13 protein-coding genes are annotated in these 15,576 nt (G+C 58.4%); all 13 read left to right on the top strand.

Going from position 1 to position 15,576, the window contains the following annotated elements; translation table 11 throughout:
• Positions 1-9: 9 nt before the first annotated feature.
• The 13 genes from WNY80_RS09260 (at position 10) to WNY80_RS09200 (ending at position 15,391) form a co-directional block, all read left to right on the top strand.
• Positions 10-882 carry a glycosyltransferase family 2 protein gene (locus tag WNY80_RS09260; protein ID WP_342887081.1) on the top strand — a complete coding sequence of 291 codons (873 nt, stop codon included), beginning with the start codon at positions 10-12 and terminating at the stop codon, positions 880-882.
• A gap of 146 nt (positions 883-1,028) precedes the next feature.
• Complete coding sequence (locus WNY80_RS09255) at positions 1,029-3,194, top strand: hypothetical protein (protein WP_342887080.1); 2,166 nt, start codon at positions 1,029-1,031, stop codon at positions 3,192-3,194.
• Between the two features lie 143 nt (positions 3,195-3,337).
• Positions 3,338-4,468: a sialidase family protein gene (locus WNY80_RS09250; RefSeq protein ID WP_342887079.1), complete on the top strand. Its 1,131-nt coding sequence runs from the start codon at positions 3,338-3,340 to the stop codon at positions 4,466-4,468.
• Positions 4,465-5,322: a Gfo/Idh/MocA family oxidoreductase gene (locus tag WNY80_RS09245; RefSeq protein WP_342887078.1), complete on the top strand. Its 858-nt coding sequence runs from the start codon at positions 4,465-4,467 to the stop codon at positions 5,320-5,322. The genes WNY80_RS09250 and WNY80_RS09245 overlap by 4 nt, the downstream gene beginning before the upstream one ends.
• Positions 5,319-6,329 (top strand): Gfo/Idh/MocA family oxidoreductase, encoded by a 1,011-nt coding sequence (locus tag WNY80_RS09240; RefSeq protein ID WP_342887077.1) that lies wholly within the window; start codon positions 5,319-5,321, stop codon positions 6,327-6,329. The genes WNY80_RS09245 and WNY80_RS09240 overlap by 4 nt, the downstream gene beginning before the upstream one ends.
• Complete coding sequence (locus WNY80_RS09235) at positions 6,322-7,365, top strand: hypothetical protein (protein ID WP_342887076.1); 1,044 nt, start codon at positions 6,322-6,324, stop codon at positions 7,363-7,365. Before WNY80_RS09240 ends, WNY80_RS09235 begins: the two co-directional genes overlap by 8 nt.
• Before the next feature lie 164 nt (positions 7,366-7,529).
• Complete coding sequence (locus WNY80_RS09230) at positions 7,530-8,369, top strand: ABC transporter permease (protein WP_342887075.1); 840 nt, start codon at positions 7,530-7,532, stop codon at positions 8,367-8,369.
• 15 nt (positions 8,370-8,384) lie between these two features.
• On the top strand, positions 8,385-10,058 hold the full coding sequence (locus tag WNY80_RS09225) for an ATP-binding cassette domain-containing protein (protein WP_342887074.1): 1,674 nt from the start codon (positions 8,385-8,387) through the stop codon (positions 10,056-10,058).
• An 88-nt stretch (positions 10,059-10,146) separates the two neighbouring features.
• A complete protein-coding gene (gene pseB, locus WNY80_RS09220) occupies positions 10,147-11,160 on the top strand; it encodes a UDP-N-acetylglucosamine 4,6-dehydratase (inverting) (RefSeq protein ID WP_342887073.1) in 1,014 nt (337 codons plus the stop codon).
• 45 nt (positions 11,161-11,205) lie between these two features.
• Positions 11,206-12,081, top strand: coding sequence for an aldo/keto reductase (locus tag WNY80_RS09215; RefSeq protein WP_342887072.1), 876 nt, complete (start codon positions 11,206-11,208; stop codon positions 12,079-12,081).
• A 3-nt stretch (positions 12,082-12,084) separates the two neighbouring features.
• Entirely contained in the window at positions 12,085-13,059 is a 975-nt protein-coding gene (locus WNY80_RS09210) for a Gfo/Idh/MocA family oxidoreductase (protein WP_342887071.1), read from the top strand.
• 30 nt (positions 13,060-13,089) lie between these two features.
• A complete protein-coding gene (locus WNY80_RS09205; RefSeq protein WP_342887070.1) occupies positions 13,090-14,007 on the top strand; it encodes a glycosyltransferase family protein in 918 nt (305 codons plus the stop codon).
• A gap of 94 nt (positions 14,008-14,101) precedes the next feature.
• Complete coding sequence (locus WNY80_RS09200; RefSeq protein WP_342887069.1) at positions 14,102-15,391, top strand: hypothetical protein; 1,290 nt, start codon at positions 14,102-14,104, stop codon at positions 15,389-15,391.
• The last annotated feature ends 185 nt before the right edge of the window (positions 15,392-15,576 follow it).

Here is a 15,576-nt window from a genome sequence, read left to right as displayed (position 1 = left end):
AATCATATCGTGAGCTTGCCGCAAAAAGACGCTCCGTCGGTCAGTGTGATCATTCCGGTCTATAACCGGCAGGATACGGCGATTGTCTCCATCCGCTCCGTTCTCGCCCAAAGCTTCACGGATTTCGAACTGATCGTCGTCGATGACGGATCCTCCCCGCCGTTCGAGCTGCCGGCCGATATGTCCGGTGATGCGCGCATAAGGCTGCTGCGCCAGCAGGAAAACGGCGGAGCGGGTGCAGCGCGCAACGCAGGTGCGCGGGCAGCACGCGGTGAGTGGCTGGCCTGGCTTGATTCGGACGATGAATGGCTTCCGCACAAGCTGGAACGCCAGCTCGGTTTCATCGCAGCCAACGGCATCGGGACAAAACGGACTGCAATTGCATCGGGCTTCGAATACCGCTTTTCGGACGGGCGGCGGGAGCAAAGAATCCCGGTGCCGAGTGATGATCCGTCTATGTTTTTCTCCGGATGCTGGTTTTGCCCGGGGTCAACCGTCATGCTCGGCCGGGAGGCGTTTGTTGAGGTCGGAGCCTATGATCAGAACATGATGCGGCTGGAGGATGTGGATTGGTTCGCCCGGTTTGCATTGGAAGGCGGGGAGTTGGCCGTGGTGCCCGAGCCGCTTGCCATCATCCATCTGGGCAGCCGTCCCGAATTCGCCAGGGTCAAGGCGGCAGGGGACTATCTGGTCAACAAGTATCGTTCGGATCCGCGTCTCGACCGCTCTGTCCGCAGGCACCTGTTTGCCTATACGGAACTGGAGTATGCCGCCAGCAGGCTGAAGACACGCAAGCAGATGATCAGGGGAGCCTGGAACCTTGTCCACTCCTGGATGCTGGTGCCTCGCATGCATCTGCAGGTATGCAAATTCTGGCAATGACGGCCATCAAATTCCGGTCGAACACCAACAATTGCCCGTGTTGCGCTGATAGACAAAATATCCGATAAGTCCGGCCAAATTGCAGAGGCACCGTTGAGCGGGATTTGTCATTCGGCATCTTTACCGGTCTGTCCCAAGAGGCTTGCATGTTACTCATTGAATGTGACGGCGACCAGTTTGTGGTCATTCGCAACCACAAGAGTGATCTGGAGCTTCTCGGGCAGCTCGACGACATTCTTGGCTGGAAGCCGGAAGAGATAAATCTGCTCGCGCACAGCGCCATTGAGATCAAGCATGACGACCAGAGCTGGACCACAAGGTCCTTTCGCAGCGCATTCAACAAGAGCGAAGCCGAGGAAATCGAATACCAGGCCTACGGGATCATGGATGATCTGATGTCGTCCGTGGCAGCGAAGTCGAAAACGGACGTGTTGCTGACCTGTTATCATGAGATTGCCACCAACTGGTTCCAGCTGATGCTTGCCTACAAGGCGGCAGCCAAAACGCCGTGTTGCGTGGCCGTGGTGGATTCCAATGCATATGACTGTTTCCGGCTCGCGGCCAGGAAACTGCGGTCGCAGATCGACTATCTAACGGTCGGTTGGAAGTACAGGCACCATTCCATTTTCACCCGTGAACGGCAGCGTTTCATGGTCAATCAGTTTCTTCGGAAACATCCTTTGATTGTTCGCCGGTTCACATTGCTGATCTCGTTGGCGCGCAACGACAAGCGGGCAAAGAACTTCAGAAAGCGCACAAGGATCAGGTACCTGCGATGGCTTCGCAGCGTTCGAGCCTTCCGCTTCGAAGATATAGGCAAGTTCTTTGGCAAGCTGACGAGGCGGATTGGTGCGCGGTTTACGCGTGCCAGCCTGGCCCTTGCGGATTGGGGGCAGCGGCTGCAGGAAAGTGCGACTGAAACCGATAGAAGCAAGAGATCCATTCTTTCCAGATGGCAATGGCGGATTGGCGGGTTCTTTGCGAAATCCGCCATTGAACCCGAGCTGCATGAATTTGAAGCCGTGCCCGATCTCGGCGACAACAACGTTGTGCTGATCACGGTCAGCGATTCCGGCTCGCGGGTTAATCTCGATCCCGCTTTGCAAATCGCAGCAGCCTTGAAGAAGCGCGATATGAGTGCCTTGCTGGTGACGGATTCGATCGGGTTTTCCGGCAAGATTGAAATGGAAGGCCTGCCCGTCGTTCACGTGGGAAGATTTGAAGAGGAAGTCCGCAACGAAAAACTCAAATGGCCGCTGAAGTCACTTTTGGAAGATGATCCGGTGTTGGCTTCGGCGATTCAATTCCTCTTTGAAATGAACTGGCCCTACTACATGCGGCGGCAGCGCCATCTGAACCGGCTTTATGAACAGATTGCGGAAAACGTGCAGATTCAGGCGGTGTTCTCGATCAATGAAACTCTGCCGCTCGCGATTGCATTCGGGCGCAAGGCTGTCGCGCGCCAGATTCCGTGGATTGGGCATTTCCCGATCCTGGTGGGACGCCGGCCGGACGGCTATTACTTCCCGGCGCCCTATCATCTCGCCTATGGCGATCAAATCCGTGACCACATGATCAAGGCGGGAAAAAAGGCCCGTAATATAGAAGTCGTGGGCGCCTATACCTACGACAAGCACCACGGACACGACCGTACCGCCGACCGTCGCAGTGTCGAGGAAGACTTTCCCCGCGCAATTGGCAAGAAGCTCGTTACGGTCGGGACGGAGGCCTTTCCCGACCCTGAAACCGAGCTCGGTCCCGTGCTCGGTGCAGTGCCGTATCTGGACGGGGTGCATGTTGTGCTCAAGCTGCATCCAAGTGATGAGATGGCTGTTTTCGAAGCAATGGCCGAGCGGCTTGGCGTTCGCGACAAGATCGATATCGTGAAGCAATATCCGATCGGCCAGCTGCTGGGCGCCAGCGACCTCCTGATCGTGGTGGTGTCCAACATCGCCATTGAAGCCGCAATCCGGGGCACACCGACCCTGATTTGCGATTTCAGCGGAAAGGCAGACGTGGTGGATTTTGTCGCCGAGGGGCTGAGCATGGGCTGTGAGGATCCCGCCCGTGTCGGTGAAATGGTGCGCGCCATGCTATTTGATGAAGCGACAGCAGCCCAGGCGCAGGAGCTTCTGGAGCGCGGTATCCGCCGCTTCAACGGACCCAACGATGGCCAGAGCAGTGAACGCATCGCCGATTATTTCGTCAGGCCCACGACCTCCCGGCTGTCCGGACTCCGCCGGAGACTAGCCGGAGTGATGTATTCGAAACCGGAGAGCGATGCGGGGCAAAAACCCGGCATTTCGGCATGAACAATCCAAAACCGGGGTTGCAGAAAGTTCGTATTGCACAGATAAGTGCGAAAGATAGCGATGAAAAAACTCGCGTTTTAGAGGTCCGTCCGCCCATCTTTGGGCGAAAACCGATGTTGAATGATCCACTCCGAGGCTAAAAAGTGAAGCACGTCACCATTTATCGCGAAAGCGACGCCTATTGTTCCTTTCCCCATGTTGTGATCCTGCCCAACGGCAAACTGGCGGTTGCCTTTCGCCGGGCAGGAAAATTCAGCTCGGATGCGGCCAAGAACGATGTGGCTACACATCATGATCCGGACAGCACGATCCACATCATCACGTCTGACGACATGGGCCAGACCTGGCCGGAAGAAAACCGCCGTCAGGTCTACAAGGGCCGCTGGGGCGTCAATGATCCGGCAATGACGGTGCTCAGCGATGGCAGCGTGATCTGCCGCTTCGTTGCGCTCGACATTCGCCCGACAAGTGCCGTGGGTGGCGAGCCGCCGCGCAAGATTTTCTCGCATCGTGCAGAGCACGGGCTGGTGACTTCCGTTGTCGGCAACATGATCATGCGCTCCACCGACAATGGCGAGACCTGGACGGAAATCGGCGTTGAGCAGGTGCCCGAGATCGGTGGATCCTGTTCGCGTGACCCGATTGTCGAGATGGCCGATGGATCCTGGCTGGCGCCGGTCTATACCGGTGCGCCGCAGCGCTCCGACATATCCTGGGTCGTCCGGTCTTTCGATCGCGGGCGGACCTGGTGCGAGCCGATCCGCATCGCGTCGGACGAGAACGGCCGCTTCTCCGAATTGCAGGGCATCAACTACAACGAAACGTCGCTGATTTCACTCGGCGGCGGCGAAATGCTGGCGATGATCCGCGCCGACGAGACCTATCACACCAGTGGTGACCAGTTCATGCCCGTCGGCATGGTGGGTAACCTGGTGACCGCGCGCAGCCTCAATGGCGGACTGTGCTGGACCGCACCCCAGCAGACCGGAATCTGGGGCCAGCCCGGCAGCCTGATGGTCCTGTCCAACGGCGATTTGCTGGCAACCTACGGCTACCGGCGCGCGCCCTATGGCATTCGCTGCGCCATCAGCAAGGATCGCGGCCAGACCTGGCTGGTCGATGAGGAAATCATCATCCGTGATGACAGCCCGACCTGGGACTGTGGCTATCCTTTCAGCATTGAAATCGAACCGGGCAAGATGTTCACGGTTTACTATTTCGTTGACGATACCGGGACACGCCACGTCTGCGGAACCCATTGGAAGCTGCCATGATCCGGATCGCTTTTCTGGGGTCCGACAGCACCCACACCGAAGCTTTCGCCAATCGCATCAACGGCGCCGACGCACCCTTCGCATCGGTGGCCAGGGTCACCTCGATCTGGGGCGAAGACCCGGATCAGACTGCGGCCAAGGCCCAGGCGCTTGGCATTGAGAAGGTCGCCGCGACTCCGCGGGAAGCACTGCAGGATGCAGACTTTGCGATGGTCATTGGCCGTTTTGCCGACGCCCATACCGAACCCGCACTGGAAGCGATCGCCACCGGCGTGCCGACTTTCGTCGACAAGCCTTTCACCGAGAACGCCGCCAATGCCCGCAAGCTGATCGACGCGGCGCGGGCCAAGGGCGTCCGGCTCTGCTCAGCCTCGCCGCTGCGTTTTACCCCTGAACTGATCAGCGTGCGCAACGGTGCAAAGGGGAAGGCGACCTATCTGGCTTCAGCGCCTGCCGCCTGTACCGATCTGGGGCCGGACCCGCGCCTCAACAGCGCGTTCTTCTACGGCATCCATGCGCTGGAGATGCTGCTGGAACTGGCCGGTCACGACATCGCCAGGCACCAGATCACCTTTGGCCCGAGATTCATTCACCTGCATCTCGACATGGAGTCGGGCAGCGCCGGTTCGCTCACGCTGGTTCGCGATACGCCGGAATTCTATTCCATCGGCCGTATCGATGAAGCCGGTCAGCAAATCGAAACGGTCGAGCTCGACGGCGGCTATTATCATGCGGAACTGGATCACCTGCTGAACGCATTCGTGCCCGGCAAGTCATCCATTGCGCTTGAAAGTTCGCTTGCGGCAATTGAGCTGCTGGAAGAAATCGACACCAGGGACACCTATCGCTCGTGAGCCACGCCCCCATAGAAATCGTCATGATCGGCACCGGCCTTATGGCCGATATTTATGGCAGCATCATTGCGCAGCGAGCCGATTGCAAACTGGTTGCGGTCGTCGGCAATACCCCGGAAAAGACCAGGGAATTTGCCGACCGCTACGGCATTGCCGGTTATCCGGGCAGTGACTATGCCGCGCCCTACAAGGACTTCCCGACGGCTACCACCTCCATCATTACGACACCTGAATGGGTGCGTGTGGAGCCGGTGCGGGCGGCGGTGGAGGCCGGGCAGCATATCCTTCTGGAAAAGCCTTTCGCCACGTCCATGTCCGAGGCCGACCAGCTGGTCGCTCTGCTGGACCGGCCCGGCAAGCTCGGCGCCCTGTGCCATGTCCTGCGCTACAGCTCCCGCTTTTCCGAAATGAAGCGTCTTGTCGATGCCGGCGAAGTCGGCGAAGTGCGCCATATCTTCGCCAGGCGCAATTCCAACCGCAAGCGCGCCGAGCGCGTGTTGGGCAAGACCGATCTGGTCTATTGGCTGTCGCCGCATGATGTCGACATCATGCGTTGGGTGACCGGCAGTGAAGTGGTCGAGGTGTTCGCACGCTCCCGCGCCGGACTGCGCGACAAGGACGATTACCTGATTGCCAATCTGCGCTTTGCAAATGGCGTCGATGCAGTGCTCGAAATTTCCTGGGTCACGCCGCCGCTGTCGGGCACTTCGCGGGAGGCCGTGTTCGAGGTCCGCGGATCGGGCGGCGCGCTGGAAGTCGCCGACTTCGACATGAATGTGCGTCTGTTCAAGGACGAGAACGCGGTTATCGCGCCCGACACCTATGAGTATGTCGATATTCATGGTGCCAAGCGCGGATTCTTCGAGCCGATGATCGATCGTTTCCTCGACCGCGTGAAAAATGGCCCCTGGGACGGAGCGGCAATCAGGGACGGATTTGAAACCGTCCGTGTTGGCGACATGATCCGCCGGTCGCTTGAAACCGGACAGGTCGTCCGCGATGGCTAGCTTGCTGGCCGATGCCTTCGGCGCGCCCCGGCTGCTTGTCGGCGCGCGGGAGGCGGGCGCCGGTTCGCTAATTGCACGCCTGCTGAACGGGCGTCCGGCTGACGACACTTTGCGGGCACTGCTTGAAAGTCCCGCAGACCGGTATTTTGAAGACCATGCGGATCAGGTCCGGCTCCTCGGTGCCGCGCTTTCGCGCGAGGATCTTCGCGACATTGCCCGAAAGACACTTGAGCTGCATCGCCCCGATCATGTGATTGTCGGCGCCTCCGCCGGATACACGATCGAGAAAGCCCTGATCGAAGCGGCCCGCCAGGCCGGCATTCCGGTTACGTCCATCGTCGATCATTACTGGAACCTGTGGCAACGCTTTGCCGGGGATGAACCAACCGACCGCTGGCGCCACCAGCCCGACATGATCGCCGTTCCTGATGCCTGGTGCGGTGACCGGCTGCGGGAACTGGGGTGCCCGGTGGACACGATTGTCACGTTTGAGCACCCGCTGCTTTGGGCGCCCCAGGTTCCGGCTGACACCGCTCTTGGTCTCGACGTTCGCAAGCGACTAGGTCTCGCCCAAGATGCCATCGTGGTTTTGTTCATCTCGGAATATGGCTTCGCCGATGCAGCGAAATGGCAATGGGACCAGCCTGACGAGCGGGACATTTACCGTGCAGCCGCCGAACTTGTGGCGCTGGTGCGGGAACTGGCCACAAGCATGGGGCGGCCGATGCATGTGATGATACGTCCGCATCCATCGGAAACCTATGACTGGCACGCTTTTGCCGGTCGGCACGAGAGCGATCTGGTCTTGTGTGGTTCCGGCCTGTCCAAGCCGGAACTGTTTGCCGTCGCCGACATTGCCTTCGGTCTGAACTCGATGCTGCTGGCCGAAACCGGCCGCGCCGGTATACCCAGTCATTCATGGTTTCCGGACCAATCCTATCAGGGTCTTCGGCTTGGCCAGTTCGCAAGCTGGGTCAACGAGTGCGAAGATCTGGAGGCCTGCAGCCAAGCCATCCGCTCCATAATGGCACGATAAAACAGGCTCCTGCGAAAGCCTGTTTTGCCCGCTGATCCACCCTTCCACAGCCCTGTGGCCACGGCCTGCGTCGAGGGGGCGTTTTCCTTGACTTGGCGTCAAAGCGGGTGATAGAGACTGGCCGACCTCTAAAGGCAAGTAAATGCCGATCACTGGAGTGGCCGTTGGACAAGTCCCTATACAAGAAAATCACTCCACAAGGCAGCACTTATGCGCCTTTGACCTGGGAGGATGGCAAACGCACGCTTGCATCCGAATGGTCGAAAATCCGGCTGATCGTTCAGTCTGAAATGAAGAGCAAGGTTTTCGAGAAGGCGCTTGGCGTCTTCTTTCTCGCGATCGAACCGATCTTCATGGCGTTTGTGTATTTCTTCCTTACGCAAATCCTGATGCGCGGCAATCTGCCGAGCGGCCAGTTCTTGAACATCTATATCGCCGTTGTATTCTGGCGCTGGCTCGCCAAGACGGTTGATGGTTCTCCCGTGACCTTTGCCAGTTATTCATCTGTCCTGAAACAGACGAATTTCTCGGTGTTTTCGCTTATTCTTGCCTATATCGGTGTCGAGTTCGCGATGTTCCTTGTCGCGCTGATGGTGCTCTTTCTGTTTGCCACGATGATGGGCTACCCGCCTCATCCCAGCTACGTCTATCTCGTCTTTCCGATGATGGCTCAGCTCTCGATCATGCTGTTTCTGACGGTGTTGTTCGCCACTGCGGGCGCGTTCGTGCGCGACCTCGCCGGGGGTGTGAACGTCATCACCGGTATCTGGTTTTACCTGTCGCCCGGCATCTACCCGGTGGAGCGGATCCCGGAGCAGTATCTGACCTATTATTACCTCAACCCGTTCGCGCACATTCTGCCAGCCTATCGGGCCATAATACTCAGACATGAGCTGCCGCCTCTCTGGCCGCTCATCTTGATTACAGTTATCGGGCTGCTTTGTTCCCTTGGGGCGTTGAAGCTGTTGGGTCGCGCCCGCCGGCACTTCTTTTCGTTTATTTGATCGCCGGAGTTCACCATGAACGATACTAATACGAACCAGGGCGGCGCCCCTGCAATGGGTGTGCGGATCAGGGAGCTGGCTCTTGGCGGCAAGACCGACAGCGCGCTTTACAATGCTCAACTTGAGCAGCTGCTGAAACTCAATGATGCCCGGCGTACGCTCTCGACCTATGAGCATGGCGGACAGCATTGGCTCGACCGTGCCGAGGTGGAAGGCGACGGCAGTGCCAAGCCTCTCGATCAGAGTGGCTTCCACATGGTGGCGATGTCTCGCGAGACGGTGAAGCTGAGCTGGCAGGGCGCAGTTGATCAGAGCGGCTCGGTGGCGATGCACATGCTCATCGACCTCTCGTCCAATATCGACCACAATCTCTACATCTCGCTCGACGGCGACAAGCAGCGCTCTCTCCGGGTCAGCAACAAGTCGCTGACCTGGGTTGAGACGGCCTCCGTGATCCACCTCGAAGACCGCCTGGTTTTCATCACCCTGGTGCGTTCGCCGACCCGGGTCAGCATTTATGTGAACGGGTCCCTCAAGCTGCGCAAGAAGATTGATGGCGAGCTGAAAAGCGACCGGCTTGAACTCAACCTTCTGGGCCATGAGTCCGCGGATTTGGGCGCCGGGATATACGGTCTTGATGTGTGGAGCCTGGAGGGTGAATTCACCGGGCTTGAACACGCCGCAAGCGGCACGCTTCAGGATGAACTCAACAATATCATTGAATCGGGTGACCTGACCGAGGTCTGCGATTTTCTGGCAACGTTCGATGATATCGACCTCGCTCCGGTCAGCGACAAGCTGGTGGGGCTTCTCGACAATAGCCTCAAGGTCATCAAGGGTTTCCCCGACTGGGGTGTCGACCAGATCCTTTCGGCGCTGCCGGAAGAAACCTCGGCGGCCTGGCGCAAGCGGCATGCCGACGATCTCCCGGTTCCCTCGGTCAAGGTTGAGAACGTCACGATCCGGCTGTTCAAGAACCCGGCCAAGAAATGGGCGCCGCAGAATCTGATCAGGTTCCGCAAGGCGCCGACATTCGATGCCGTTTCCCGGGTCAGCTTCAATGTCTATCCTGGCGATATTCTCGGTATCATCGGCGCCAATGGTGCCGGCAAGAGTACGCTGCTGAAGGCAATCAACGGGCTGGTGCCGATCCAGGAGGGAGCCATTTCCCTCTACGCCAAGCCATTGCTGCTGAGCCCCGGCCTGGGTATCCGTGACGAGCTTTCAGGCTCGGAGAATATCCGGCTGGCCTGCTGTTTCATGGGCATGTCTACCAAGGAAGCCGACGCCCTGTATCCGAGCATCGTTGAGTTTTCGGAGCTGGGAGAGTTCATCAACCAGCCCTACAAGTTCTATTCCGATGGAATGAAGAGCCGCCTCGTGTTTTCCATCGCGACGGCCGTGGCTCCCGACATCATCATGCTCGATGAATTGCTCAATGCCGGTGACATCGGGTTCCAGCAAAAGGCCGCGCGCCGCATGGAAGAAACCATCGACCGTGCGAAAGCTGTTATCATCGTTACCCACAGTGTTCCGTTTGTGCTCAACCGCTGCAACAAGGCGTTGCTCTTGCATCATGGCCGCCAGATGGTTTACGGAAGCCCGCATGCTGCAGTCGCCCGGTATCTTGACATCTTGCGGATTGGCGATCTTAAGAAAACGACCGAGTTCATTGCTGCCACGGGTTAAGCGGCGGCGAATGGTCTACATACACATACCTTTCGACGGGCAGGTCTCGACGCGCTGAAGAGCCAACAGGATTAACAAGGGAATACCGATGTTTAACAACAAATCCATCCTTATAACCGGCGGCACCGGCTCGTTCGGCAAGCGCATGGTGAAGAGGCTGCTGTCGGAATACAAGGTCAAGCGGCTGGTCATTTTCTCCCGTGACGAACTCAAGCAGTTCGAAATGAGCCAGACTTTTCCTGAATCGGAATACCCGCAGATCCGCTATTTCATCGGCGACGTCCGCGATTATGACCGGGTCAATCAGGCGTTCAGCGGCATTGATTTCGTTATCCACGCCGCAGCCCTGAAGCAGGTTCCGGCCGCTGAATACAACCCGCTGGAATGCATCAAGACCAACGTTTACGGCGCGGAAAATGTCGTCCGCGCGGCAATCGCCAACGAAGTTGAACGGGTGATCGCACTGTCGACCGACAAGGCAGCCAACCCGATCAATCTGTACGGCGCCACCAAGCTGTGCTCGGACAAGCTGTTCGTGGCCGGCAACAATATCGCCGGTGGCCACACGACCCGCTTTGCTGTTGTTCGCTATGGCAACGTGGTCGGTTCGCGCGGCTCGGTGGTGCCGTTCTTCCGCAAGCTCCTGGCTGAAAACGCCACCGAACTGCCGATCACCGATGAGCGCATGACCCGGTTCTGGATCACCCTCGACCAGGGTGTGGAATTCGTCATCAAGAGCTTCGAGCGCATGCATGGCGGCGAAATTTTCGTGCCCAAGATCCCGTCCATGAAAATGACCGATCTGGCCGACGCCATGGCGCCGGGCCTGCCGCACAAGATCATCGGCATCCGTCCGGGCGAAAAGCTGCATGAAGTCATGTGTCCGTCCGATGATTCCCATCTTGTGCTGGAATTCGACGAGCACTTCGTGATTCAGCCGACCATCAATTTCACCGTCAGCGCCGATTACACCAAGAGCGTTCTGGGTGAAAAGGGCAAGCCGGTCGAACAGGGCTTTTCCTACAGCTCGGACAACAACACCGAGTGGCTCAGCACCGAAGGGCTTCTGGAGATGCTCAACCGCACCAAGGAAACCGAATAGGCTTGCCCGGCCGTTGTATGTGAACTCCAGCAGAGTGTGACGTGCATGGCAAAGCTATCCCTCGGAACGGCCCAGTTTGGTCTCGATTACGGTGTTTCAAACACCAGGGGCCAGATTTCACTGAAAGACGCTGATGCCATTCTCCAGCTGGCAAAGACGCGCGGTATCGACATTCTTGATACCGCGCCGGCCTATGGCACATCAGAGCAGGTTCTTGGTGAACTCAAGGCGGCTGCATCTTTCAAGCTGATCAGCAAGACACCGCAATTCAGGCGCGATGAAATCCTCGCCGATGATGCGGCGCAGGTGCGCCGGTCGATTGAATCGTCGCTTGAAAAGCTGGGCACGGAGAGCCTCTATGGTGTCCTCGTGCATTGGCCGGGAGATCTGCTTGCACGTGGCGGGGATCTGCTCTGGAACACGTTGAGTGCTGCCAGGAGTGAAGGCCTGGTGAAGTCCATCGGCGTGTCTGTCTACGACCCTGCAGAACTTGCGACCCTGATGGACCGGTATCCGATCGATGTGATGCAGGCGCCGATGAACGTGCTCGACCAGCGCATGCAGACAAGCGGCGCATTGGATGTCGCGCGGGCAAAGGGCGTCAGCAACCATATCAGGTCGGCGTTCCTGCAGGGCCTTCTGTTGATGGACCAGTCGGCTGTCCCGCAGGCGCGGCAGGCGGCAAGGCCTTATATCGAGGCGTTTCGTGCAGCCGCCGAACGCGCGGGTGTCGGCCCGCTGGTGGCGAGTCTTGCCTTCATAACGCAGAACGATAACGTTGAAACTGTCGTTTGCGGCGTGACGAGCGCGGCCGAGCTGGAAGAGATTACAGACGCCCTGGCGCTCGCCGGGAGTGTCGAGATCGACTTTGACGGTCTTTCTTGCAATGATGCATCCATCATCGATCCGCGCATGTGGTAGAGAATGACCTATTCCGCCGTTGTTATTGGTGCCGGCAATATCGCCGGTGGATATGACAGTCCTGGCTCTCCGCAAATCCTCACCCATCTGCATGCCCTTCGGAGCGACCCCCGCTTTGTCTGCGAGGCGCTGTATGATCTCGATACTGACCGCGCCCGTCAGATGGGTTCGTTGTGGGGCGTGCCGGTAGCGGAAACTCTGGAAGAGGTACTTCAGCGCCCGTTCGATGTCGCGGTCATAGCCGTCCCCGATCCTCACCACGCGACCTATCTCGAGCAGCTCGCCGGCCACGATGTCGGGCTGGTGCTGTGCGAAAAGCCGTTGACGCAGGATATTGATCAGGCCCGCGAGATCGCCGCGCGTTACAAGGCTGCCGGTAGGACCCTGATGGTCAATTACCAGCGCCGTTTCGAGCAAAGCGTGCGCCGGTTGCGCACCGATATCGATGCCGGAGCACTCGGCCAGCCGCTGTCGGGTGCGGTTTGGTATTCCAAGGGGATCCGGCACAACGGATCGCACGCCATCGACCTGCTGCGGTTCCTGTTTGGCGAGGTGCAGGCCACCATCGGCCGGCGCAAGACCTTCGATTTCACCGAGGTGGACCCCAGCGTTTCAGGCACGGTGCGGTTCAGCAACGTCGACATTGAATTGCTCACCGGCGACGAGCGGCTCTTCTCGATCTTCGAGATCGACCTGCTGTTTGAAAAAGGCCGCTACCGCTATTCCCAGTCCGGCATGCAGCTGGAACGCTTCGAGGTCCGCCCGGACCCGGTTTTCCCGGGCTATTTCGAACAATTGCCCGTTGGATCGGGACCGACTGCTTTGTCGACCGCGCTGGGTGATGTTTATGCTGCCATCGGCGATTTCCTCGACACCGGTGCACCGTTGCCTGCAACAATAGACGATGCGGTCGCCACCCAGGCGATCTGCGAAAGCCTGGCAAGCCAGGAACTGGACAATTGGGTCCGGAGTATTTGAACCTGTCAGCATTCCAAAGGGAGGGTGGTCATGGCACGACAGCGCGAAGGCCTGAAGATTGTGGCAATGGTCATCGCCCGCATGGGCTCGACCCGGGTTCCGGGCAAGTCGCTGTTCGATCTTGCCGGCAAGCCGGTTGTCGAGCACACGATCGATATCGCCCGTCAGATCCCTGGTGTCGATGAAGTGGCGCTGGTCACCACCAACCTGGACAAGGACGACCCGCTGGCCGGGCTTGGCGCCAGGGCAGGCGTTCCGGTGGTCCGCGGCCACCCCGAATTCGTGCTCGACCGCATCGTCCAGGCCATCGAGGAATGCCAGGCTGACATCATTGTCTATGTCGGCGGCGATTGCCCGTTGCTGGACCCTATCCTGATAGGCGACGCCATCAACCGGTTCTTTGAAAGCGGCTGCGATTATCTCAACAATTATGATCCGCCGACATTCCCCGAAGGGCTGGATGTCAACGTGATCACCAGGGACGCCGTGCTGCTGGCGCACGCGAACGCGCTGGCGCCCTCGCAGCGTATCCATGCCTTCAGCTATCTCAGCCTGCATCCGGGCTCCTGCCGCATCGACAATTACACCCACGAGCCGGACCTGTCGCAGCATCACTGGTCGCTGGATTTCCCCGAGGACTACGAGTTCCTCAAGCTTGTCTATGCCAGGCTGTACCGGCCCGGCGGGGTGATTCGCATCGACGACGTGCTTTCCCTGATCGAGAACGATCCCGAGGTCGCCGCGGCGAGCGCCAAGCTCAAGCGACCACCGGTGGCCCACGCCTTCTGGAATTCCCCCGGGATCATTCGCGACATGAACGCCGACATCATCGAATTGTGCAGGCAGGGCCATGAAGCCTTTGCCCGCGGCGACCGCGAGATGACCCATCGCTGCTACAAGGAAGTCGGCCTGATCGCCGGGGCCCTGGAACAGTACGCGTCGAGTTGAGAGCCCATGCCGGCTCAGGGACATCAAACTTGTAAATATACCCCTTAGTGGCTATGCAACTCGGATAGCCGATCTTTGATAGTGGAATGATTTATTGCGCCTTCTCAGGAATTTTTTCAGAACACTTTTGGTGGTTATCCCGTCTGCTCTTGCATTGGTTGTTGGTGTCTATCTTGCCGAGGCCTACTTTGCTTATGAGGTGTGGGAAATCGAACTGGGCACGATCAGCAGGGTTGAGCGCGCCGCCCGCGCAGCCGGCGCTGACTGGGATGATCGCACCAAGGAAGAATTCATTCGCGACATGATTGCTGACGGCAAGGAGACGTATCCAACCTTCGCGCCGAGCCTGTATTGGGATGTGAATGGCCTTGAACACAAGGGTGGCCGTGTACTGCCATTTGGCGGGGTTTCCCGCAGCTGGTCCGTGTTCTGTCAGGAGATGGGCTTCTGGTCGACCTATCCAACCGATGAGCACGGATTCAACAACCCGCTTGGCCTTTACAAGAAGGGTGCGCTGGACGCCGCCGTGGTCGGTGATTCCTTCGTCAATGGAGCCTGTGTCGAACCTGGTGACGATATTACCTCCGTTATGCGCAGCGAAGGCATCAAGGCTGTCAATCTGGGAATTGGCGGCGTTGGCCCGGTCACCTATCTCGCCGTGCAACGTGAATTTGCAAAACCGGTCGAGCCCAAGATCGTATTCTGGGTTTTTTATGCCGTCGATATTCGCGACAGCGTGGCTGAAGTGCAGTCCGACATTCTGAAAAGCTATCTTGATGATCCCGAATTCACGCAAGATCTCGCAGCACGCCAGGACGAAATCGATGTTTTTTTGCGTGACTATCTGGCAAACGAGTTCGAGAGCCGGATCGCTCAGCTTAACGAAACTCGGCAAAAACGTCGGAAAATTATCACAGCCCGCCTGATCGACGAGGGGCTGCGCCTCAAGCGGGTTAGGGAACGCCTGCGCAATATGGGCGGACGGGAAGAAGTGACCGAGGGACGGGAAGAGCAAAAACTCGGGCTGCTCAAGACGGCACTGCAGCGTGCCAAGGCCGAAACCGAAAGCTGGGGCGGCAAGTTCGTCTTCGTCTACATCCCCGATTGGTATGCCTATCACGGCGGTTACGACACTTACGGCATCAAGATCGATGACAACTTCCTGCTGCGCCAGGACGTGTTGAAGATGGTCAGGGAAATGGGGATCGATGTGGTCGATATACAAGGTGAAATCTTCGACAAGCACCCGGACCCGCTGTCGCTTTACAATTGGCGGACCTATGGTCACTACACGCCAAAAGGCTATCGCCTGATCGGCGAACGGATGGCAGCGGAAGCTGACAAGATATTGGCCGATCATGAGCCTGCCAACGGGGTCGAATGAGGTCGCGAGGCTTCGGTCCCTCTACAACCTGAAGTGCGAGTCGAGTTGGGGTTTCCGTGGTCTTCGACAACGGGAAGTGGTTGTACACGGACACCGACCACCTGTCCTATCTGGGCGCGGAACCTCTGTCCGCTCCCATTGCCGATGCAATCAGGCGTGCACAAGCGGATTGAGCTGCGGGATCT

This window comes from Hoeflea sp. AS16 (assembly GCF_038900095.1).
GTDB lineage: Bacteria > Pseudomonadota > Alphaproteobacteria > Rhizobiales > Rhizobiaceae > Hoeflea.
The sequence above is the reverse complement of the archived record's forward strand: the minus strand, read 5'-3'. Positions and strand labels throughout refer to the sequence as shown.

Bases quoted from the DNA above. Each gene is read 5' to 3' on its own strand.
- WNY80_RS09255 (WP_342887080.1), top strand. From the start codon at position 1,029: ATGTTACTCATTGAATGTGACGGCGACCAGTTTGTGGTCATTCGCAAC.
- WNY80_RS09245 (WP_342887078.1), top strand. From the start codon at position 4,465: ATGATCCGGATCGCTTTTCTGGGGTCCGACAGCACCCACACCGAAGCT.
- WNY80_RS09235 (WP_342887076.1), top strand. From the start codon at position 6,322: ATGGCTAGCTTGCTGGCCGATGCCTTCGGCGCGCCCCGGCTGCTTGTC.
- WNY80_RS09225 (WP_342887074.1), top strand. From the start codon at position 8,385: ATGAACGATACTAATACGAACCAGGGCGGCGCCCCTGCAATGGGTGTG.
- pseB (WP_342887073.1), top strand. From the start codon at position 10,147: ATGTTTAACAACAAATCCATCCTTATAACCGGCGGCACCGGCTCGTTC.
- WNY80_RS09215 (WP_342887072.1), top strand. From the start codon at position 11,206: ATGGCAAAGCTATCCCTCGGAACGGCCCAGTTTGGTCTCGATTACGGT.
- WNY80_RS09210 (WP_342887071.1), top strand. From the start codon at position 12,085: ATGACCTATTCCGCCGTTGTTATTGGTGCCGGCAATATCGCCGGTGGA.
- WNY80_RS09205 (WP_342887070.1), top strand. From the start codon at position 13,090: ATGGCACGACAGCGCGAAGGCCTGAAGATTGTGGCAATGGTCATCGCC.